Annotated in this window: 20 protein-coding genes and 1 riboswitch; of the genes, 7 read left to right on the forward strand and 13 right to left on the reverse strand. The window is 66.4% G+C overall.

Annotated features, from left to right (window positions below; genetic code table 11):
- Window positions 1–3 precede the first annotated feature (3 nt).
- The 4 genes from HCA61_RS04350 to thiO all read right to left on the reverse strand — a co-directional run bounded on the left by HCA61_RS04350 (window position 4) and on the right by thiO (window position 3,058).
- Window positions 4–933 carry an ABC transporter ATP-binding protein gene (locus HCA61_RS04350; protein WP_169686966.1) on the reverse strand — a complete coding sequence of 310 codons (930 nt, stop codon included), beginning with the start codon at window positions 931–933 and terminating at the stop codon, window positions 4–6.
- 58 nt (window positions 934–991) lie between these two features.
- Window positions 992–1,789, reverse strand: coding sequence for a thiazole synthase (locus tag HCA61_RS04355; RefSeq protein ID WP_308198767.1), 798 nt, complete (start codon window positions 1,787–1,789; stop codon window positions 992–994).
- Window positions 1,782–1,997, reverse strand: coding sequence for a sulfur carrier protein ThiS (gene thiS / locus HCA61_RS04360; protein WP_169686967.1), 216 nt, complete (start codon window positions 1,995–1,997; stop codon window positions 1,782–1,784). The genes HCA61_RS04355 and thiS overlap by 8 nt, the downstream gene beginning before the upstream one ends.
- Window positions 1,994–3,058 carry a glycine oxidase ThiO gene (thiO, locus tag HCA61_RS04365; RefSeq protein WP_346777484.1) on the reverse strand — a complete coding sequence of 355 codons (1,065 nt, stop codon included), beginning with the start codon at window positions 3,056–3,058 and terminating at the stop codon, window positions 1,994–1,996. The genes thiS and thiO overlap by 4 nt, the downstream gene beginning before the upstream one ends.
- Window positions 3,054–3,168, reverse strand: a riboswitch (TPP riboswitch). (Overlaps the previous gene by 5 nt.)
- A gap of 26 nt (window positions 3,169–3,194) precedes the next feature.
- Between thiO and thiE the strand changes: the two genes are divergently transcribed.
- The gene (gene thiE / locus HCA61_RS04370; protein WP_169686969.1) at window positions 3,195–3,896 is read left to right on the forward strand and encodes a thiamine phosphate synthase; all 702 of its coding nucleotides are present in this window, start codon (window positions 3,195–3,197) and stop codon (window positions 3,894–3,896) included.
- A 4-nt stretch (window positions 3,897–3,900) separates the two neighbouring features.
- On the opposite strand, the gene HCA61_RS04375 is transcribed toward thiE, so the two are convergent.
- Window positions 3,901–4,785, reverse strand: coding sequence for an NUDIX hydrolase (locus HCA61_RS04375; RefSeq protein ID WP_169686970.1), 885 nt, complete (start codon window positions 4,783–4,785; stop codon window positions 3,901–3,903).
- A gap of 174 nt (window positions 4,786–4,959) precedes the next feature.
- Here HCA61_RS04375 and HCA61_RS04380 point away from each other — a divergent pair, with 174 nt between their 5' ends.
- The 3 genes from HCA61_RS04380 to HCA61_RS04390 are packed head-to-tail and all read left to right on the forward strand — an operon-like array spanning window position 4,960 to window position 9,585.
- Complete coding sequence (locus HCA61_RS04380; protein ID WP_169686971.1) at window positions 4,960–6,312, forward strand: hypothetical protein; 1,353 nt, start codon at window positions 4,960–4,962, stop codon at window positions 6,310–6,312.
- On the forward strand, window positions 6,309–7,283 hold the full coding sequence (locus HCA61_RS04385; protein ID WP_247273147.1) for a glutamate ABC transporter substrate-binding protein: 975 nt from the start codon (window positions 6,309–6,311) through the stop codon (window positions 7,281–7,283). The genes HCA61_RS04380 and HCA61_RS04385 overlap by 4 nt, the downstream gene beginning before the upstream one ends.
- A 7-nt stretch (window positions 7,284–7,290) precedes the next feature.
- Window positions 7,291–9,585 (forward strand): serine/threonine-protein kinase, encoded by a 2,295-nt coding sequence (locus HCA61_RS04390; RefSeq protein ID WP_169686972.1) that lies wholly within the window; start codon window positions 7,291–7,293, stop codon window positions 9,583–9,585.
- A gap of 48 nt (window positions 9,586–9,633) precedes the next feature.
- Here the strand turns inward: HCA61_RS04390 and HCA61_RS04395 are convergent, their stop codons facing one another.
- The 3 genes from HCA61_RS04395 to fgd form a co-directional block, all read right to left on the reverse strand.
- Complete coding sequence (locus tag HCA61_RS04395; RefSeq protein ID WP_206039702.1) at window positions 9,634–10,824, reverse strand: acetate kinase; 1,191 nt, start codon at window positions 10,822–10,824, stop codon at window positions 9,634–9,636.
- 14 nt (window positions 10,825–10,838) lie between these two features.
- Complete coding sequence (pta, locus tag HCA61_RS04400) at window positions 10,839–12,923, reverse strand: phosphate acetyltransferase (RefSeq protein ID WP_169686974.1); 2,085 nt, start codon at window positions 12,921–12,923, stop codon at window positions 10,839–10,841.
- An 80-nt stretch (window positions 12,924–13,003) separates the two neighbouring features.
- Window positions 13,004–14,017: a glucose-6-phosphate dehydrogenase (coenzyme-F420) gene (fgd, locus tag HCA61_RS04405; protein ID WP_169686975.1), complete on the reverse strand. Its 1,014-nt coding sequence runs from the start codon at window positions 14,015–14,017 to the stop codon at window positions 13,004–13,006.
- A 213-nt stretch (window positions 14,018–14,230) separates the two neighbouring features.
- Here fgd and HCA61_RS04410 point away from each other — a divergent pair, with 213 nt between their 5' ends.
- The 3 genes from HCA61_RS04410 to HCA61_RS04420 all read left to right on the forward strand — a co-directional run bounded on the left by HCA61_RS04410 (window position 14,231) and on the right by HCA61_RS04420 (window position 16,792).
- On the forward strand, window positions 14,231–15,094 hold the full coding sequence (locus tag HCA61_RS04410; protein WP_169686976.1) for a DUF559 domain-containing protein: 864 nt from the start codon (window positions 14,231–14,233) through the stop codon (window positions 15,092–15,094).
- 91 nt (window positions 15,095–15,185) lie between these two features.
- Window positions 15,186–15,959 carry a sulfite exporter TauE/SafE family protein gene (locus HCA61_RS04415; RefSeq protein WP_169686977.1) on the forward strand — a complete coding sequence of 258 codons (774 nt, stop codon included), beginning with the start codon at window positions 15,186–15,188 and terminating at the stop codon, window positions 15,957–15,959.
- Window positions 15,960–16,033: 74 nt separating this feature from the next.
- Window positions 16,034–16,792, forward strand: coding sequence for an HAD-IIA family hydrolase (locus tag HCA61_RS04420; protein WP_169687428.1), 759 nt, complete (start codon window positions 16,034–16,036; stop codon window positions 16,790–16,792).
- Between the two features lie 66 nt (window positions 16,793–16,858).
- Here the strand turns inward: HCA61_RS04420 and HCA61_RS04425 are convergent, their stop codons facing one another.
- The 5 genes from HCA61_RS04425 to HCA61_RS04445 all read right to left on the reverse strand — a co-directional run bounded on the left by HCA61_RS04425 (window position 16,859) and on the right by HCA61_RS04445 (window position 21,532).
- Window positions 16,859–17,104: a WhiB family transcriptional regulator gene (locus HCA61_RS04425; RefSeq protein ID WP_169686978.1), complete on the reverse strand. Its 246-nt coding sequence runs from the start codon at window positions 17,102–17,104 to the stop codon at window positions 16,859–16,861.
- A 375-nt stretch (window positions 17,105–17,479) separates the two neighbouring features.
- Window positions 17,480–18,814 carry a bifunctional adenosylcobinamide kinase/adenosylcobinamide-phosphate guanylyltransferase gene (cobU, locus tag HCA61_RS04430; RefSeq protein ID WP_169686979.1) on the reverse strand — a complete coding sequence of 445 codons (1,335 nt, stop codon included), beginning with the start codon at window positions 18,812–18,814 and terminating at the stop codon, window positions 17,480–17,482.
- A complete protein-coding gene (locus HCA61_RS04435; RefSeq protein WP_169686980.1) occupies window positions 18,814–19,614 on the reverse strand; it encodes an ABC transporter ATP-binding protein in 801 nt (266 codons plus the stop codon). The genes cobU and HCA61_RS04435 overlap by 1 nt, the downstream gene beginning before the upstream one ends.
- A complete protein-coding gene (locus HCA61_RS04440; protein ID WP_240958990.1) occupies window positions 19,611–20,573 on the reverse strand; it encodes an iron ABC transporter permease in 963 nt (320 codons plus the stop codon). The genes HCA61_RS04435 and HCA61_RS04440 overlap by 4 nt, the downstream gene beginning before the upstream one ends.
- Window positions 20,574–20,632: 59 nt before the next feature.
- The gene (locus HCA61_RS04445; RefSeq protein WP_169687429.1) at window positions 20,633–21,532 is read right to left on the reverse strand and encodes an ABC transporter substrate-binding protein; all 900 of its coding nucleotides are present in this window, start codon (window positions 21,530–21,532) and stop codon (window positions 20,633–20,635) included.
- Between the last annotated feature and the right edge of the window lie 40 nt (window positions 21,533–21,572).

Raw genomic sequence — 21,572 nt, forward strand, 5'->3', positions numbered from 1 at the left:
CCATTACAGGCTGCCCTTCATCACGTCGTCGAAACCGGTGCCGTGGAACTCCACGTCGCCTCCGGTCAGTTTCATGAACGCATCCTCGAGGGATGCATGGCGGCCCGCCAGTTCGTGCAGGACGATCGAGCGTGCCGCGGCGAGCTCACCGATCTCTGCCGCACCGGCTCCCGAGACGTGCAACGCACCGTCCTCCTCGATCACCGTGTGCCCGCGTTCGGTGAGTGCGCTGCGCAACTCATCGAGTTGGGGGCTGCGAACCACCACGAGCGATTCCGACGCCCGATCGACGAAGTCCTCGACCGACATGTCGGCGATGAGCTTGCCTCGTCCGATCACAATGAGGTGATCGGCGGTCTGGGCCATCTCCGACAGCAGGTGACTCGACACGAGCACCGTGCGGCCCTCCGCAGCCAGGGCTTGCATGAACCGGCGGATCCACACGATGCCCTCTGGATCGAGACCGTTGACAGGTTCGTCGAACAACAACACCTTCGGGTCGCCCAGCAGCGCACCTGCCAGACCGAGGCGCTGCGACATGCCGAGCGAGAAACCGCCTGCGCGTTTGCCTGCGACCTCGGTCAGCCCGACCTGACGCAGTACCTCATCGACGCGGGAATCCGGCAATCCGTTGGAGGCTGCAAGCCACCGCAGGTGTGCGCGCGCCGATCGGTTCGGATGTACCCATTTGGCGTCGAGCAGCGCACCGACGGTCTGCAGCGGACGCGTAAGGTCCCGATACCGCTTGCCCTCGATGAGCGCGGTACCCGATGTCGGACGGTCCAACCCTAGGATCATGCGCATCGTCGTCGACTTGCCCGCCCCGTTGGGGCCGAGGAACCCGGTGACGATTCCCGGTGGGACGGTGAACGTCACGTTGTCGACGGCAGTGGTTGAACCGAAGGTCTTGGTCAGTCCGGTCACTTCGATCATGGTTCACAGACTGCCGGAAATCCGGCCGGAGCGCAGCACCACGCCCGCGACCAGCGCCTCAGGGTTCCAGGGGCGACGATGCCTGGGCCCAGAATCGCTTGGGAATGCGTCCGGCATGCCGAGCACGGAAACCCGCTTCGACCGCGTGCCGCATCGCTGATGCCATCAACGCCGGGTCCTTCGCTCGGGTGACCGCCGTGGCGAGGAGCACCGCGTCGCAGCCCAGTTCCATGGCGAGGGCAGCATCCGAGGCAGTACCGATACCGGCGTCGAGAATGACGGGTACCCCAGCGGATTCGACAATCATCTCGATGTGGTGCGGATTGGCGATACCCAGCCCCGTCCCGATCGGTGATCCGAGCGGCATGACCGCGACACACCCGACATCCTCCAGACGACGCGCGAGCACCGGATCATCGGTGGTGTACGGCAGGACATTGAACCCGTCGTCCACGAGCTGCTCTGCAGCAGAGACCAATTCGATCGCATCGGGCAGCAGGGTTCGTTCGTCGGCGATGACTTCGAGCTTGACCCAATCGGTTTCGAGCGCTTCCCTGCCCAGTTGCGCGGTGAGGACCGCCTCCTTCGCTCCGCGGCACCCCGCGGTGTTCGGCAGCGGCGCGATCCCGAGCCGAACCAGCAGGTCCAGCACGCCCGTTCCGGACGTCGCGTCGACCCGACGCATCGCCACGGTGGTCAGTTCGGTACCCGAGGCAACGAGCGCGTCCTCGAGCACGGCAAGGTTCGCGGCGCCTCCCGTGCCGGTGATCAACCGGGACGAGAACGATCTTCCGGCGATGGTCAGCGGGGGCAGGTCATGCCCCGGGTCCACCCGCGCGAGTGCGTGTTCAGCCACCCTGCACCGCCGTGAGGATCTCGACCTGCGCGCCCTTGCCGATTTTCTCGCTCCAGCGCCCCCGGGGGAACAACACCCCGTCGACGGCGACCGCGATGCCCTTCTCGGGCAGTCCCATCTCCGCCAGCAGGTCCGTCATGGCCGGTTCGTCTGCGAAGTATTTCTCCTCACCGTTGACGGTGATACCGACCGAAATCTGATTCGTCATCGCACGCTCTCCTTCGCGAATCGTTGGGGATCTGCATGTGCCACCTCGGCGAGCGGGTTGTCGGCGAGTTCGGCGAGCACCGCGTCGACCGTGACCGCGGTGAGCAGGATTCCGTTGCGGCCGTGCCCGGTAGCAGCAATCACCCGATCCGACAATCTGCCGATCAGCGGCAGATTGTCGGGGGTCATCGGGCGCAGCCCCGCGCTCGCCTCGTGCAGTTCGTACTCACCGATCGCGGGAAACAGCATTTCGGCGTCGGCGATCAGGTCTCGCACTCCCGCGACCGTGACCTCGGTGTCGCCCGCTTCGTACTGGGTCGCTCCCACGACGATCCCGTCGGCGCGCGGCACCAGATACGCGGGGCGTCCGTGCACACTGCCGCGCACGGTGTGCCGCGGCGGCGGGGTCGCTCCGGGTCGCACGCGCAGCCGCAGGATCTCACCTTTGACCGGCCGGACCGGAAGGTCCGGCCACAGTCGCGCCGATGCGGATCCCGCAGCGAGCACGACGCGATCCTCGGACAGTTCGTCGAGGTCGCCGACGGAAGCCTGAACGAACTGCACACCCGCTGCGACGGCAGCGCGATGCAGCGCTTCGACGAGCCTTCTGTTGTCGACGGACAGTTCGGTGGGGGCCAGCAGGCCGAGCCTGATCCGTGGCCCCAGCGACGGTTCGAGATCACGGATCTCGGCGCGTGTGAGGATGCGCATCTCGTGGCCCTGCTCCGCGACCCAGGTTGCGATCGTGCGCAGGTCGGCGGCGTCCGCAGCGTCCAGTGCGACCGTCAGCGATGCACCCGCAGTGAAGACGTCGATGCCGGTCTCGCGTTCGAGATCGTGCGCGAGTGCGGGCCAGCGCTGCAGCGAGGCCGCCCCTAGATCGAGGACGCGTTCTTCCCCGGGCCACCCCTCCGACAACGGTGCGAGCATTCCGCCCGCAACCCAGGATGCGCCGGTGCCCGGAGCACGATCGTGGACGGTGACCGTCCATCCCGCACGGGCTGCACGCCACGCGACGGCCAGACCGATCACGCCACCGCCGATGACCGCTACTGTCGACACGACATCCACCTCACTCCCTGCGCCGGCATGATCCGGTTCAGGTCATAACGGTCGGGGCCGGCAGGCCCCCTCTCAGCCCCGCGATCCCCGGGACTCCCGTGTTGTCACTTTCGAGGTAGAGGCTACCGTCTTGTCCGTGACGACCTATCCGACCACCTACCGCGGCAGCCATCCCGACCCCCGTGGGCGCCTCGCGACCGCGCGGTTGTACCTGTGCACCGATGCCCGTCGCGACACCCGCGATCTCGCCCGGTTCATCGAGGAAGCCCTGGTCGGCGGCGTCGATATCGTGCAGTTGCGTGACAAGGACTCCGCCGGTGAGAAGAAGTTCGGCCGCCTGGAGGCCGGTGAGGAACTCGCCGCACTCGAGGTGATCGCCGATGCGTGTGCACGCCACGGTGCGCTGTTCGCGGTCAACGACCGCGCCGACATCGCGCTCGCCGCCGGCGCCGACATCCTGCACCTCGGGCAGGGCGACCTACCGGTGAAGCAGGCACGGAGGATCCTCGGCGACGACATCGTCATCGGCCGGTCCACGGCCAGCCGCGCCCAGGCCGTGCTCGCCGACGGCGAGGACGGAGTGGACTATTTCGCGTCCGGGCCGGTGTGGGACACCCCGACCAAGCCGGGGCGCACGGCGGCCGGACTCGACGTCCTCCGGGAGGTACACGCTTCGCATCCGCAGCGTCCGTGGTTCGCGATCGGCGGTGTGGATCTCGAACGTCTCCCCCAGGTGCTCGACGCGGGCGCCCAGCGCATCGCGGTGGTGCGCGCGATCACGAAGGCCGACGACCCGCGCGCTGCCGCCGCAGCGCTGAAGGCTGCGCTGCCCGTCTGACGCCCTACAACCAGCCCAGTACTGCCGACGGAGACAGTGCCATGGTGCCGTGCGGCAGACGCTCACGTAGTCCTCGATCGGCGGTCACCACTACTGTCACGGCCGGATCGAGCGCGGTCGCCGTAGCGGGAACAGCGGAAGTATCGGGTGTGTCTGCCGCGGCAAGCCGCGCGAGTTCGTCGTCGCCACTGCCGTCCGCGGTATGCACGCGGGTACGGTCGTCGACGACGATCGCGCTACGCGCACGACCTTCGAGGACCGCCTCGACCCGTGACACCCACCCGAACGTTCCGTCCGGAAGTTCGACGGTGCGTGGGAGCGCCGCCGCGATGTCGGCGAGCAGGGCGCCTGTCGCGCCGGGACGGTCTCGCCACCATCCGGACGGCCCAGTGGCTCCGAGAACGTTCGCGGTGTCGAGCAGCATCCGCACCGGACGGGTGCGCAGAGCAGACCACGCTTCGGCGAAGCCCGCATGCAAAGGCATCGATTCGACCTCGTCCTCGCCCACCCACCGCAATTCGGTGCTCTCCCCGTTCATGGTGGTGTCGAGCGGTGCGGGCGCATCGGCCACCACCGTCGTGTAGGACCACGAGCCGAGCTTTCCCGAGGTGACCCGTTCGGCTCGTACCGCGACCGACGTACTGTCGATTCCCGCTTCCTCGTGAGCCTCGCGAACTGCGGCGTCGACTGTGGATTCGTGACTGTCGCGGGCGCCACCCGGTAACGCCCAGGTACCGCCCTGGTGGCTCCACACCGCGCGGAGCTGGAGCAACACCGCAGGGTTCCCGTCACTTCGCGGTGCGCGGAGCAGCAAACCCGCAGCACCGTGCACGCCCCATCGGCGTCCTCCGTCCGGCCCTACCGCCCAGCCGTCCCCATCACCGCGCATCGAATCCACCCTCCTCGCCCTCGGCCGTCACGAGGGCACGACATCCCCATTCGGGGGCCGGGTACCGGCACTTTCGAACTCCGGTCGACCTCCGACGATGTGGACGCCTGCCAATACGTCCTATCGAACTTATATGCTCGCCACAATCGGGTTGCTCGAGGAAGGGATTGTGCCGTGAACGTGCGCATGCCCCCTCCCATCGATTCCGTCGGCGGCTCGGGAGGCTCGGCCGAGGATCATGACGGGCCGCGTGACCGCAGCGACGGAGCACGTGAGTGGTTCCGGTCGACACCGGCCAAACTGATTTCGCTCGGGTTGGTACTCGCAGTTCTGCTGGTGATCTCCGGGGTGGCATCCGCGCAGGTCGCCAGTAGCCGGAAGGCCACCCATGACCGCCTTCTGGCAACAACCGAGCCGCTCGCGAACGCCGCCCAGAACCTGTACAGCGCGCTGTCCATCGCCGATGCGGCCGCCGTCACCGGATTCATCTCGGGTGGGATCGAGCCTGCCCCGGTGCGCGACCGCTATGTCGAGGCTGTTGCGGAGGCGTCCGGGCAGCTCGTGGTCGCCGCGGCCGGGCTCGCAGAGCAGGACGAACTCGGCGCAGTGAACGTTGCCGCGATCGCGCGCATGCTCCCTATGTACACGGGGCTGATCGAAACCGCCCGCGCCAACAATCGCACCGGCAACCCGGTCGGCGCCGCGTACCTGGCCGAGGCGTCGAACATGATGCAGACGTCGATGCTGCCGGTGGCCGAGGAGTTGCATACGCAAGGCGTGATCGCGGTGAACTCGACCCAGCGCGCCGCGGTGGCCCCTCCATGGACTGCGATCGGGCTGCTTCTGGTCACCGTGGCGGCGTTGTGTGCAGCACATGTCCTCGTGAGCCGAAAGACCCGCCGCACTCTCAACCCGGGTCTGATCTTCGCGATCGGTGCAACCGGTGCGTTGCTGTGCTGGCTCCTCATCGCCGGCCTGGTGTCCTCGAGCGCAACCGAACGCGCCATCGAGCAGGGCGCGGAGCCGCTGGCGGATCTCACGGCGAGCCGCATCCTCGCGCAGCAGTCCCGCACGGCCGAGACCCTTCTCCTCGCGCGGCGGGACGCGAGCGGAGCATATATCGGGGTCTACGACGAGACGATCACCCGCCTTGGGGATCGGCTCGACGGTTACACCGAGGGTGGCATCGTGGAGATCGGCACCGACGCCGCGTCCCGGGCGGAAGCAGCCAGGCAGGCGTGGATCAAGTCGCACGCACGAACCGTGGCAGCGCTCGAACGCGGCGATTTCACCGCTGCTGCGGTGCTCGCCACCGGCCCCGGACCCGATGAGGCAACCGCGCAATTCGCCCGTCTCGATGCGGCGCTGAGCGAAGGCATCGAGGACACCCGCCACGAGCTCCGCGACAACGAGTTCCGTGCGTCGCGCACGTTGTCGGGTCTCGCGCCCGTGGCGATCGCCCTGATGGTGCTGTCGCTGATCGCTGTCATCATCGGACTGTGGCCACGACTTCGGGAGTACCAGTGACAGCGCGGCGCTCTGCTGGAGTGTGGATCACGGCCCTGTGTGCGGTCGCGGCGGTTGCGGCAGGGTGCTCCACGGAGGTCCCGCCTCGCGAGGCGACCACCGAGACCTCCACCGTCTCGCTTCCGATGCCCGAGGACGCCGCCTTCGCGCCCTCCCCGTCTGCGGTGCCCACGGCGCCGGAGTGCGGCGATCCCACTGCGAGTCTGCGTCCCACCGGCAACGAGACCGGGCCTGCCCTCGACGCCATCCGTGCCCGCGGCAGGCTGATCGTCGGACTCGACACGGGCAGCAATCTCATGAGCTATCGCGACCCCGCGACCGGCCGCATCACCGGATTCGACGTCGAGATCGCCCGGGAGATCGCCCGCGACATTCTCGGCGATCCGGAGGCAGTGGATTTCCGAATTCTGAACTCTTCGGAACGCGAGCAGGCCCTGCAGGATTCGACCGTCGACATCGTTGCGAAGACCATGAGCATCACCTGCGCACGACGCGAGCAGGTGGATTTCTCCACGGTCTATTTCCTCGCGCAGCAGCGAGTGCTCGTCGTCAAGGATTCCGATGTCCGAAGCGCCGCGGATCTCGCGGGCCGGCGGGTGTGCATCGCTGCGGGAACGACGTCACTCACGCGCATGCAACAACTGCAACCGGCAGCGTCGATACTGACCGTGCCCTCGTGGGCCGATTGTCTCGTCGTCCTGCAACAGCGACAGGTCGACGCCGTGTCCACCGACGACACGATCCTTGCCGGGCTCGCCTCCCAGGACCCGTATCTCGAACTGGTCGGACCGTCACTGGGGTCCGAGCCGTACGGCATCGGGATCACCCAGGGCAGCGACGATCTGGTGAGAGCGGTCAATGGCACCCTCGCGCGGATCCGCGCCGACGGCACGTGGACCGAGTTGTACAACCGGTATCTCTCGGTTCTCGGCCAGGCGCCTGTCCCACCGGCCCCGACGTACGTCGATTGAGGATGTCATGACACGCGACGAATCAGCCGATAGACCCGAGACACCCGACTCCGGTCCTGCAACCGAGCGTTCAGCCCCCGCAACCGAGCGTTCGGCTCCCGCTACACAGCGTTCAGCGCTTCCCGACTCGGCTCCGCACAGCAGCACCCCGTCAGGGCGGTCCTCGACTCGTCGCTCCCGCACGCGCGGACATCTGCACCGTCGGGTCGCCGATCTGGTCGATGTGCCGGTACCCTCACCGATCGATCCTGCGTCCGCAGTTCTACGCGATCCTCATGTGGCCGAGGGGAAACGGTTCTGCTGGAAGTGCGCCAACCCGGTGGGACGCAGCGGCCCGAAGGGTCCCGGGCCGGCATCTGGAAACTGCCCGAAGTGCGGCTCGCGGTTCGAGTTCACACCTGCCCTGCAGCCCGGAGAGCTCGTCGCCGGACAGTACGAGGTACAGGGTTGTATCGCCCACGGCGGCCTCGGGTGGATCTTCCTTGCGATCGATCGAAACGTCAGTGACCGGTGGGTCGTTCTCAAAGGACTTCTGCACACCGGCGACGCGGAAGCTCAGGCGGTGGCGGTCGCCGAGAAGCAGTTCCTCGCCGAAGTGAGCCATCCGAGCATCGTACGGATCTACAACTTCGTGGAGCACCCTCGGTCCGACGGCACCCCGATGGGGTACATCGTCATGGAATATGTGGGTGGACATTCGCTCCGCGAGGTGCTGCGGACGTGCCCCGACCAGCGGATGCCCGTCGAGCAGGCCATCGGGTATCTTCTGGAGACCCTTCCCGCGCTCGGGTATCTGCACGAGATCGGGCTCGTCTACAACGATCTCAAGCCCGAGAACATCATGGTCACCGACGAGCAGCTCAAACTCATCGATCTCGGTGCGGTTGCCGGTATCGAGGACTACGGGTACCTGTACGGCACCCCCGGCTACCAGGCACCCGAGATCGCACGGACAGGACCTACGGTCGCGAGCGATATCTACACGGTCGGACGAACTCTGGCGGTACTCACTCTCGACATGCCCTCCGACAAGGGGCGATACCTCGACGGTTTGCCGACGCCCTCCGACGAACCGATTCTTGCCGAGCACGATTCGTTTCACCGGTTGTTGCTGCGCGCCACCAACCCTGATCCGAACCGGCGATTCGTGTCGGCCGATGACCTGGCCGGCCAGTTGACGGGGGTATTGCGCGAGATCCTGTCGCAGAAGAGCGGCACCGAACATCCCGGTCTGTCGCGTATGTTCAGCCCTCCACGCACCACGTTCGGGACCGACGAGGCGGTCGCGGAAACCGATGTGTATGTCGACGGAATGGACCGTGATTCCGCTATCGAAGCACGTAATATCGCTGCAGCGCTGCCTGTTCCGTTGCTGGATCCGAACGACCCGAGCGCGGCGTTGCTCGCTGCTGCAGTGCACAGTGAACCGCAGCAGACCCTGGACTCGCTGCGACATGCTCGCGAGAGCGGCATCGAACGCGTCGTCGGCAGTGCGGATGTGGCGTTCTCCCGCGAGCTGACCCTCGCCGAGACCCGCGCCTATCTCGATCTCGGAGAGGCCCCGCATGCTGTGGAGCTCCTCCAGCGTCTGGAGAGCGACATCGGCTCTGATTGGCGCATCGACTGGTATACGGGACTCGCTTCGGTGCTCATGGAGGAGTACGAGGTTGCGTTCGGACGATTCGAGATGGTGCTCGAAGCGTTGCCGGGAGAGTTGGCACCTAAGCTCGCGCTCGCCGCAACCGCCGAGTTGATCCTGCAGCATTGGGAGAGCGACGACCCGTCCGCGTGGCGTCAGTTCTGCGAGGAGTCCTATCGCACGGTGTGGCGTACCGACCACAACATCGTCAGTGCCGCGTTCGGTCTGGCACGTCAGCTCACTGCACGCGCGAATCTCTCCGCGGCTGTGGAGATCCTCGATCAGGTGCCCGCCACGTCGCGCCATCACAGCGCCGCGACGATGACGAGCACGCTGATCCTGTTGCGCGAGGGCGATATCGATTCGATCACCGAATCCGATCTCCGCGAGGCCGCGCGTCGGGTGTCCGGGCTACCACCGGACGAGGGCCGTGCTCTTCAGATGGAGGCGCTCGTTCTCAGTACCGCGCTCGACTGGGTGCGTGCAGGGAACCGATCCCGGCACGAGCACAGCAGGTTCCTGGATGTGCCGTTCACAGAGCGAGGGCTGCGACGGGGCACCGAGGCCGCGTTGCGTCAGCTCGCGAGGCAGGCCCCGGCACGCATGCATCGGTATACCCTCGTTGACCTCGCCAACGCCATCCGTCCCCGAAGCCTGCTGTAACAACACCGGTGCACAGGGTCGGTCCGATACCGTTCGCAGTCCACCGAATTACACGAATGCCACTGCGGCACGGGCGATCGCGAGTTCCTCGTTGGTGGGAATCACGAGTACCTCGACGCGAGAGTCGTCCGCCGAAATCCTGCGCTCACCGCCGCCGGATGCTTCGTTGCGCTCCTGGTCCAGGACGATGCCGAGCCTGTCCAGTCCGGCGAGACTGTCGCGACGGATATCGATGTTGTTCTCGCCCACCCCACCGGTGAACACGATGGTGTCGATGCCGCCGAGGATCGCGAGGTAAGCGCCGATGTATTTCTTCAACCGATGCACATACACGTCGTAGGCGAGTTTCGCGTCGGCGTCACCGTCGGCGATCAACCCGAGAAGCGCCCGGAAGTCGTTGACGCCCGAGAGTCCCTTCAACCCGGAGCTGCGGTTGAGGATGCGGTCGATCTCGTCGACGTTCATACCCGCAGCCCGGTTGAGGTGCATCAGTACGCCGGGGTCGATGTCGCCACTGCGGGTGCCCATCACGAGTCCTTCGAGGGGCGTCAGACCCATCGACGTGTCGAGCGGGCGGCCACCGGCGATCGCCGACGCGGACGCACCGTTGCCGAGGTGCAGTACCACCTGGTTCAACTCGCCGTAGTCGCGGCCGAGGAACGCGGCGGCACGGTTCGAGACGTATTCGTGTGAGGTGCCGTGGAATCCGTAGCGTCGAATCCCATTGTTCCGTGCGATGTCCCGGTCGATTGCGTAGGTCGCCGCAGCCGCAGGCAATGAATGGAAGAAGGCCGTGTCGAACACTCCCACGTGCGGGACGTCGGGCAGCTCTTCGCGGGCCACCTCCATACCGACGACGTTCGCGGGGTTGTGCAGGGGTGCGAGCACCGACAGGTCGGAGACGGCCTGTACCACCGCGTCGTCGATGAGGGTCGGCTCGTAGAACCGGTCGCCGCCGTGGACGAGTCGGTGTCCGACAGCGAGGATCCCGACCTCCTCGAGTGGGCGGCCGAGCCCTTCGAGCATCTCGAGGACCTTGCGCAGACCGAACCTGTGATCAGGAATCTCGCCGAGGTGTTCGTCGGTTCCCGTCGTGTGGTGGAAGATGATGCGCCCGTCGGGTTCACCGATCCGTTCGATGAGCCCGTGCGCCGGCGCCTCCGCTGTCTCGGGGTCGATGAGCTGGAATTTGATCGACGACGAGCCGGAGTTGAGGACGAGGACGGTGCCCGCCGTCAGCGGGTTCGGAGTACTCACTGGGCATCTCCCTGGGCTTGGATCGCGGTGATCGCCACGGTGTTGACGATGTCCTGGATGAGCGCGCCGCGCGACAGGTCGTTGACGGGCTTGTTCAATCCCTGGAGCACCGGGCCGACGGCCACCGCCCCGGCGCTGCGCTGCACCGCCTTGTAGGTGTTGTTGCCGGTGTTGAGGTCGGGGAAGATGAACACCGTTGCTTTGCCCGCCACAGCGGAGTCGGGAAGTTTCGTGCTGGCCACCGAGGGTTCGATCGCGGCGTCGTACTGAATCGGCCCTTCCACCGGCAGGTCCGGTCGCCGCTCCCGCACGAGAGCCGTTGCGGTACGCACCTTGTCGACGTCGGCACCCGAGCCGGACTCGCCCGTCGAGTACGAGAGCATCGCGATGCGCGGTTCGATTCCGAATCGTGCTGCGGTGGCCGCCGACGAGATTGCGATGTCGGCGAGCTGGTCGGCGGTCGGGTCGGGCACCACGGCGCAGTCGCCGTAGGCCAGTACGCGATCCGACAGGCACATCAGGAAAATGCTCGACACCGTCGACACGCCCGGTTCGGTCTTGACGATCTCGAACGACGGCCGGATCGTGTGCGCGGTGGTATGTGCGGCACCGGAGACCATGCCGTCCGCGAGCCCGAGGTGCACCATCATGGTGGCGAAATAGGAGATGTCACCCATGATTTCGCGTGCGCGTTCCACGGTCATGCCCTTGTGTGCCCGCAGCCGCGTGTACTCTTCGGCAAACGTGTCGATGTGTTCGGACCTGCGCGGATCGTCGATGTTCGCCGCCGAGATGTCGATGCCGAGTTCGGAGGCACGCTGACGCACCGCGGCTTCGTCGCCGAGAATGGTCAGGTCGGCGATGCGCCGCTGCAAGACCCGTCCGGCGGCGCGCAGCACCCGGTCGTCGCCCCCTTCGGGCAGCACGATGTGGCGTCGCTGCTCGCGGGCCCGGTCGACGAGCTGATATTCGAACATCTGCGGGGTCGTCACCGAAGGGCGCGGCAAGCGCAGCCGTTCGAGCAGCTCGGACGCGTCCACATGCTGCTCCATCATCGCGAGCGCGGTCTCGATCTTGCGCTGCGCCGACAACGCCATCCGTCCGCGTGTGCGGTCGGCCGCCGAGGCCGTGTCGAAGGTGCCCAACGCGGTGGTGAGGATCGGCAGGCTCGGCTTGAGACCTGCGACGAGTTGCGCAATGGCCGGATGAGGCAGCAACCCGCCGTTCATGATGATTCCGGCGAGCGTCGGGAATCCCTCTGCCGCATTGGCATTGACGAGCGCGAGGATGACGTCGGTGCGGTCGGCGGGCACGATGACCACGACGCCTTCGGTGAGGCGTTCGAGGATGTGCTCGGCGGTCATACCTCCGACCATGATGCGCAGCACCTCGCGTTGCAGCAGGTCGGGGTCACCGCTGTAGAGCTCGCCGCCGATGGCCGTTTGCAGCTCACCCATTGTGGGAGCCATCAGAATCGGGTTCTCGGGCAGCGCCCACACGGTTTCGGTCCGGCCCGCGAGCGCCGCAGTGACGTCGTCGAGGTGGTCCGGGTCGCAGCGGTTGACGACGGTTCCGCCGAGATGCGCGTGCTGCGCCGACAGTTCGTTCGCACATACCGCGGCCACCTGGGCGATCTCGTCGGGGGTACGGCCCGAGCCGCGCAGGACGAGTAGCACGGGTGCGTCGAGGTTCGCGGCAATCCGCGCGTTGTACGACAGCTCGCTGGGGTTGGTGATCTCGGTGAAATCGCTGCCGACGATGACAACGGCGTCGCACCGATCGGCGACGAAATGGTACTTGGTGACGATGTCGCTGAGTGCCGATTCCGGATCGGCGTGGACATCGTCGTAGGTGACGCCGAGGCAGTCGTCGTAGTCGAGGTCGACGGTCGTGTATTCGAGGAGGAGTTCGAGGATGTAGTCCGTGTCGCTGTCGGAGCGGGCGATGGGCCGGAACACCCCGACCCGTGCGGTGGAGGCGCACAGCATCTGCAGTACACCGAGCGCAACGGCCGATTTCCCGGTGTCGCCCTCGGGGGCCGCGATGTAGATGCTCGACACTGACCCTGCGTTGGCGCTCATGGATCTCACCCTAATGCGGGCAGCGCTGATGCGGAGTGCGGGTCGCACTGATGCGCGGAGTGCGGGCCGCTCGATCGTCCTCAGGCCAGGGCGCGCAGCCGCGGAGCCAGATCCCGCTCGAACAACTCCAGAAAACGCCGCTGATCATGCCCCGGTGCATGAAACACCAAATGATTCAACCCCGCATCCACATACGCCCGCACCTGCTCCACCGCCTCATCCGGATCCGACGCCACAATCCACCGCTTCGCCACCTGCTCGATCGGCAACGCATCCGCCGCCGCCTCCATCTCGATCGGATCCTCGATCGAATGCTTCTGCTCCGGCGTCAACGACAACGGCGCCCAGAACCGCGTATTCTCGAGCGCCGACTCCGGATCCGTGTCATACGAAATCTTGATCTCGATCATCTTGTCGATCCCCGACACCTCCCGGCCGGCCTTGCCCGCACCCTCGGCCACCGCAGGCAACAACTTGTCGGTATACAGCTCCATCCCCTTACCCGAAGTACAGATGAACCCATCACCCGCCCGACCCGCATAGCGCGCCACCACCGGACCACCCGCCGCCACATACACCGGCACACCACCGTCAGGCACGTCATAGATCGACGCCCCCACCGTCCGATAGAACTCCCCCTCGAAATCCACCCGATCACCGGTCCACAACGCCCGCATCAACCGCACCGACTCCCGCAACCGCGCAAACCGCTCCTTGAACTCCGGCCACGCATCGCTGTACCCCGTCGCAATCTCATTGAGCGCCTCCCCCGTCCCCACCCCCAGGAACACCCGCCCCGGATACAGACACCCCATCGTCGCGAACGCCTGCGCAATCACCGCCGGGTTGTACCGGAACGTCGGCGTCAGCACCGACGTCCCCAACTGCAACCGCTCGGTACGCTCCCCCACCGCCGTCATCCACGCCAACGAGAACGGCGCATGCCCACCGGTATGCCGCCACGGCTGGAAATGATCCGACACCGTCGCCGAATCCATCCCGTGCGCCTCGGCGAGCACCCCGAGCTCGACCAGCTCACGCGGACCGAACTGCTCGGCCGATGCCTTGTATCCCAACTTGAGTGCCTGTGCCACCGAACGTCTCCTGTTGTCGTCTGCAGTTGCCTCGAGTATGCCCGCATCCCCTGTTGCCGAAGGGGAGGTTGTGTACGAATATCTCCGATTCTGCGCGCACAACCTCCCCCTCGACTCGATGCTGCGGTGCCCATCTGTGGATAACTCACGGCTGTACACAGGTTCGTGCACAGGGGATTTCGTCGTACTCCGAAACCGTGCACGCTGTCGGACATGATCGACGAAGGTGAGCCTTTCTCCGGCACGGCGGCCGTCGCCGCCGGACTCGTGACGAGACACCGGTTACGGCACCATTTCGTCCGTCTACACCGCGACGTCTACATCGCCAGGGGAGTGCAGCCCACTCCCCTACTCCGCGCGAAAGCTGCTCGACTGTGGGCCGGTTCGCGCGGAGTCCTCGTCGGGATGTCTGCGGCAGCAGTGCACGGTACCCGATGGCTGGACGCGACTGCACCGGCAGAACTGGTGAGAACCGGGCATGTCCGCTCCGTGCCCGGAATCGTCGTGCGCAAGGCGTCGTGCATCGAGACCTGCACGGTCGACGGCATGATCGTCACGACCCCCGCGCAGACTGCATTCGACCTCGCACGACGGGACGACGGTCTCCAGCGGAGAGTGGAGGTCCTCGATGCACTGTGCAACGCCACTCACCTGTTGGTCCCCGAGATCGAGACCGTCGCCGAACGGAACCGCGGGAGCAGAGGAATCTCGACGGTCTCTCGCGTACTCGAATTGGTGGACGGCGGGGCGGCATCACCACCGGAGACGCACACGCGCCTCCTTCTGGGCCGGGCCGGGCTGCCGAGACCGGAAACTCAGATCGAGGTACTCGACGGCACCGATTTCGTAGCACGCGCCGACATGGGCTGGAAGCAATGGCGCGTGCTGGTCGAATACGACGGTACGCACCACTGGACCGACGCAGACCAGCGCACCCGCGACATCGATCGCTACGCCGGGTTGTCCGAACTGGGCTGGACGGTCATCCGCGTCGGCGCTGATCTGCTGTATCGGCGCCCAGGTGTACTCGTCGAGCGGGTCCGAAGCGCGCTTCGTCGAGCGGGGGAATCCGTATAGCGACCGAAAGGGAGGTTGTGTGCGGTTTCTGGGCGAGCACCGCACACAACCTCCCCTTCGGCGTGTGAAAGCGATCCGTAGACTTCCCCCGGTGACCCCGCTCGAACTGTTCCTCATCGCCCTTGCCGGGCTCGGGGCCGGTGCGATCAATTCGCTCGTCGGCTCCGGCACCCTCATCACATTCCCCACCCTGATCGCGTTCGGGGTCCCGCCTGTCACTGCGACGATGTCCAACGCGATCGGGCTGGTTGCGGGCGGCGTATCGGGCACATGGGGGTACCGGAAGGAACTGAGGGGTCAGTGGCCGCGACTGCGCTGGCAGATCCCCGCGTCCTTCGCGGGAGCCATTCTCGGTGCGTGGCTGCTGTTGCACCTGCCCGAGAGCGTGTTCGAGACGGTCGTGCCGGTGCTGCTGGTCCTGGCGCTGCTTCTCGTTGTCTTTCAGCCGAAGATCCAGAAGTGGGTCCTGCAACGCACCGGGGACCACGACGACGACAAGCTCGGCCTCGTGCGGATGACTCTGCTGATCATCGGTACCTTCGCCGTCGGTATCTACGGCGGCTACTTCACCGCGGCTCAGGGCATCCTGCTCATGGGACTGTTCGGCGCGTTGCTGCAAGACCACATCCAGCGGCAGAACGCGGCGAAGAACCTGTTGTCCCTGATCGTCAACGTAGTCGCGGCGACGGCGTACATTCTCGTCGCGTTCGACCGGATCAACTGGACCGTCGCAGCGCTCATCGCGGTGGGCTCCTTGATCGGCGGGTGGCTCGGGTCCCATTACGGCCGGCGTCTGTCGCCCGTCGCGCTGCGTGCGGTGATCGTCGTGGTCGGACTCATCGGCCTGTACAGACTGCTCGCCTGACGTTCCGGTGAGAGACTGGGTGGGTGAGTTCGGAAGACGATGCTCCCCCTACCGCGCCTGTCTGGAACTACCTCATGGACATGGACGGCGTCCTCGTGCACGAGGACGTTTTGATCCCTGGCGCCGATGCCTTCCTCGAAGAACTCCGCGTGAACGAGATCCCGTTCATGGTCCTCACCAACAATTCGATCCGCACACCGCGCGATCTGAGGGCCCGTCTTCTGCGGACGGGTCTCGACGTACCCGAGGAATCCATCTGGACCTCGGCCCTCGCCACCGCGACATTCCTCGCGAATCAGCGTCCGGGCGGAAGCGCTTATGTGGTGGGCGAATCGGGCCTGACGACGGCGTTGCACGACATCGGCTATGTGCTGACCGAGAGCGACCCCGACTACGTGGTGCTCGGCGAGACCCGAACGTACTCGTTCGAGGCGATCACCACTGCAATCCGGCTCGTCGAGCGCGGTGCTCGGTTCATCGCGACCAACCCCGACCCGACGGGCCCGTCGCCCGAGGGGTCGCTGCCCGCGACCGGTTCGGTCGCCGCGCTGATAACCCGTGCCACCGGCCGCGCCCCGTACTTCGTCGGTAAACCCAATGCCTTGATGATGCGTTCGGCTCTGCGAGCGATCGGCGCGCACTCGGAACACACGCTCATGATCGGCGATCGTATGGACACCGACATCGTCTGCGGCCTCGAAGCCGGACTTCAGACGTTGCTCGTGCTCACCGGAATCAGCACTCACACCTCGGTGGAGATGTATCCCTATCGTCCGACGCGGATCATCGACTCGGTTGCCGATCTGGTGGGCCGCACCGGAAACCCGTTCTGACTCTGTCGCGAACAGACGTCCGGTCCCAGCTTTTCCGCGTGCCCATCGCGCACTCGAACCCCGGCGTCAGCGAATGACCTTGCCCCGGCGGTACTCGTGGCCACCCCACACACCGGACTGCTTGTCCTCGGCAGCGTAGGTGCGGCAGGCATCGAGGATCGGGCAGCGCGCGCAGACGCGGGCCGCGTAGTCGAAGTCCTCGCTCGGGTCCGGAAACCACCGATCGGGGTGTGCGTCACCGCGGCATGCGGCGACGTCCCAGTCCGGGGCATCGTAGGTGGGAGCAAGCAGGTCTGCCAAAGTCATGGTCATCGGTCTGTCTCCTTCCGGGCCGTCGCGGCACAGGTGTGTCCCACACAGGCAGCGGGGACGTCATGTCCTTCTGGGATTGCACATTCTCGAAGAGTGAACGGCCCGGGGTGTCACCGTGAGGCGACTGGCAACCCGGGGCGCACACACCCCGGGAATCGGGGCGTCAGCAGCTGAATCCGGTTGGTCGACCGGACTTTTCGACTTCATGGTCGAGGAGTCGGATCATCGATCGCGATCCATTCCACAGATATGGGTTGGTACGCATCCGAGTCCTCCTCTCCACATTCTGGCCGCTGGCACCGAGGATCCAGTGTGCCACGATTCGAGGCCGGAAACTAGGAAATGTGGCCCACGTCCAATTTGGATGTGTGCGTATCAGCGCAACGGCATGGGGATGCCCGCGACGACCATCGTCACGGAATCCGATTCGGACGCAATCGACGCGTTGAGTCGGCCGAGCAGATCACGGAAGAGTCGACCGGACGCCGTGGCAGGCACCACGCCGCTGCCCACCTCGTTGCTCACCGCGACCACGGGCACACGACACGCTTTCCACGCGTCGAGTAGTTCGTCGATGTCGGCGTCGACGGCCGCGACCTCCCCGCCGTTCCACACATCATGAATGTCGAGCCGCGCGGTCAGCCACGTGCCGAGGCAGTCGATCAGCAGTGGCATCGTGGCCTCACGCAACACCTCGGCGACGTCGACCGTTTCGATGGTCGCCCACGAGTCGGGTCGTCGCTCGCGGTGCAGCGCGACACGGCGTGCCCATTCCTCGTCCCCTTCGCGAGTTCCCCCGGTCGCGACGTACGTCACCGATTCGTATGCCGCGGACAGTTCCTCCGCATGACGCGACTTGCCCGAGCGAACCCCGCCCAGCACAAGAGTGCGGGAACCCGACGATCCGGATCCCATGTGCAGCACCTCCCCATCGGTTCCCACGCGGGCACCGCAATATCGCAACCGTTCACGAAGCTGTGCGATCGGTGGGTTGTGATGTCCCAGATGCACTGCGACGACATCGGTCGAGGCCGTCGCAGCGCCGCATCCGCGCAGAGACTCGACGGCCTCGGCGAACTCGGTCAAGCCCAGGTGCCCGGCAGACAGGTCGGATCGGTCCCCGAAGGTCTCTTCGAGGAACACCGCATCGAAAGCGGCGTCACGCACCGCGTCGAACCAGGACTCCGGTAGTGGCCCGGTGTCACAGGCCCAGAGGATCCGCGACCCGTCGGGCCCGGTGACGTCGTAGAGCACCGCATCTCCGTCACGGAACACCTTGTGTTGCGCCTGCAGTACCCGCACCGTGTACTCACCGACCTGCAGTTCGTCGCCGGCCTCGACCGGCACGAACCGCACCGGGTCCCCGGGCCCGACCCACGGCCGGCACACATCGACGGCGTCAGGTGGGCCGACAACATCGACGACATGCCCCGCGTCCACCCACGACCGGAACAGCAGAGCCTGTGGACCCAGGTGATCCGGGTGCGCGTGAGTGAGCAGGACGTGGCGGACATCCGCGAGGGTCCGGCCGAACCGCACCGCCGCGCGGGGTGCCTCGGGTCCGCAGTCGAGCATCAGCACATCGTCGACCAGCGCTGCCGTCTGCCCGCGAACCTCGTTCCTGCGTGCCGCATCCCCACACGAATCGCACCGGCAGAAGGGGTTGGGCCACCCGTCCGCAGCGCCGGTGCCCAGCAGCAATACCTCCATCACAGCTCCTGCGGTTCGACGGGTTCGGGCCGGTCACGCAAGGGCAGCACCGCGCGACCCGCGGGGCGGTCGAGCACCTCGACGCGGGCACCGTAGATCTCGGCGATGCGCTCGACGGTGAGCACTTCGGCGGCCAGTCCGTCGGCGACGATCCGACCCCGGTCCAGCAGCACCAACCGCTCGCCGTATTGACTCGCCGACGTCAGATCGTGCATCGCCGCGATCACCGTGAGCTCGCCTTCGCGGCGCATCGAATCGACGAGGTCGAGCACCTGCTGCTGATGTCCGATGTCCAGCGCGCTCGTGGGCTCGTCCAGCAGCAACACCTTCGGTTGCTGCGCAAGCGCCCGGGCCAACACGACCCGCTGCAGTTCACCACCCGACAGCGCGGTCGCGAGCCGCGACGCGAAGTTCTCGAGTTCGAGCCTCGCGATGACCTGTTCGACGATCTCGCGGTCACGCGGTTGTTCACTACCGAAACGCGGAACATGAGGGGTACGGCCGAGATGGATCAGCTCACGCACGGTGACGCCCTCGGGAACGATGGGTCGCTGCGGCATCAGCGCGACCGCGCGCGCGATCGCGCGACGCCCCGAATGGCGCGGTGTCACTCCCGCGACCTCGACCTCGCCGTCGGCTTGCACCAGTCCGGCGAGCGCGTGCAGCAGCGTGGTCTTGCCCGACCCGTTGGGCCCGACGAGCGACACCCACTCTCCCGCGCCGACGACGAGATCGACGTCGTGCAGCACCCGCACGCCGCCGCGCTCGGCGCACAGACTTCGACAGGTCACGCCGTTCATGCCACACCCCTGCTCCGCCGCAGTACGACGAGGAAGAACGGCGCACCGATCGCCGCGGTCACGACACCGATCGGCAGTTCGGCAGGCGACATCACCGTGCGGGCCAGGACGTCGGCGAGTACGAGGAACGCTGCGCCGACCATCAGCGACAGCGGCAACAACATGCGGTGCCCGGGACCGATCAGCAACCGGACGGCGTGGGGAATGACGATGCCGACGAACCCGATCAGGCCGCTGACGGAGACGACGGCGGCGGTGCCGAGCGTCGCGATGCACACGAGGATCAGCCGGACGCGGGCCGGGTTGATGCCGAGGCTCGAGGCTTCGACGTCGCCGACCGACATGACGTCGAGGGTGCGTCTGTGCAGCATGATCACGACGACCGAGACGATGACGTACGGCAGCACGGTCCGCACGTCGGACCAGCCGTCGGTGGAAAGACGTCCGAGCATCCACGAATACACCTGGCGCAGCGTGTCGTCGTGGAGCTGCATGAAGAACGTCTGGATGGCGTTGGCGAATGCCGCAACCGCGACACCGGCAAGGATGATGATCACCTCGGTGCGACTGCCACCGACGGTGCGCCCCAGGGCGTAGGTGGCTCCGACGGCGAGCATCCCGCCCGCGAATGCGGCGACGGGCACCCCGGCGAATCCGGCTGCGCCCCCTACGACGATTGCCAGTGTCGCGCCGAGGCCCGCACCGCTCGACACGCCGAGCAGGTACGGGTCGGCGAGCGGGTTACGGAAAACACCCTGGTAGGCGGCTCCTGCGATCGCGAGCATCGCGCCGACGATCACGCCGAGCACCACCCGAGGCATGCGAATGTTCCACAGGATCGCCTGCTGCCGGGTGCTCAGGCCCGAGTCGACGTCGACGAACGGGATCTTGTCGAGCACATCGAGCACCACGCCCCGGGGGGTGAGCCCGGCCGGACCGACGAGGATCCCGACGAGCATCGCCGCAACAAGGGCGACCACCGCGCCACCCAGTACGAGTGCGCGGCGACGCGATGTGATCACGGTGCAGGCTGGCCTGCGGGGACGGCGACGACGATCGCGGCGAGTTCACGCACGAGGTCGACGATGCGTGGGCCCCACCGGCTCGCGATGTCCTCGTCGAGGACATGGACCTGACCGTCGCGGACTGCGGTGAGTTCCGCCCAGCCCGCGCGTTCGCCGACCGTCTCGGGTGTGACACCGCAGCACTGCGAGTCGGCGAGGAAGATCAGATCGGGGTTCTGTTCGACGATGAACTCGGACGACAACTGCGGGTATCCGTCGCCGCCGGTTGCGATGGAGGTCAGCCCCAGCATCGAGTAGATCTGACCGATGTAGGTGTCGTCGGTGACGCTGTAGTACGTGTTGTCGAGTTCGTGGTAGTACCGCAGCGGTGCCTCACGCTCGGGTACGGAGGCGACGATCTCGTCGATTTCGGTCTGCATCTGCGCGACGAGTTCGGCGGCGTCACCGACATGACCGGTCGCAGCACCGACCTGCTCGAGTTGGGCGTAGGTGTCGTCGATCGTGACGGCGGCGGGCAGCATCAGGACCTCGACGCCGGCGTTCTCGAGTCCGGCGACGAGGTCGCCGTTGTCGTCGGTGGCGACGACGAGATCGGGGTCGTAACCCAGAATGGCCTCGACGTTGGGGTTGTAGCCGGACAGATCGGTGACCGGCACACCCTCGGGATGGTCGGACTGGTCGTCGACGGCGACCACCTGGTCGCCCGCACCGACCGCGTAGAGCATCTCGGTGGTGGTCGGGCTCAGCGACACGATGGCCTGCGGGGTTCCGGATTCAGCAGGTGGAGCGCTGTCGGACGCGGCATCGTCACCGCTGCCGCAACCGGCGATCACCAGTGCGAGGGCAGCGATACCGGCGGTGAGAAACCTGCGGGAAGTGAGGGTCACAACCATCCTCCGTGGTTCGGAGGACGAAAACAGCACGGCTGCAACG

Origin of the sequence: Rhodococcus sp. HNM0563 (assembly GCF_012726195.1) — a bacterium.
Lineage (GTDB): Bacteria > Actinomycetota > Actinomycetes > Mycobacteriales > Mycobacteriaceae > Rhodococcus.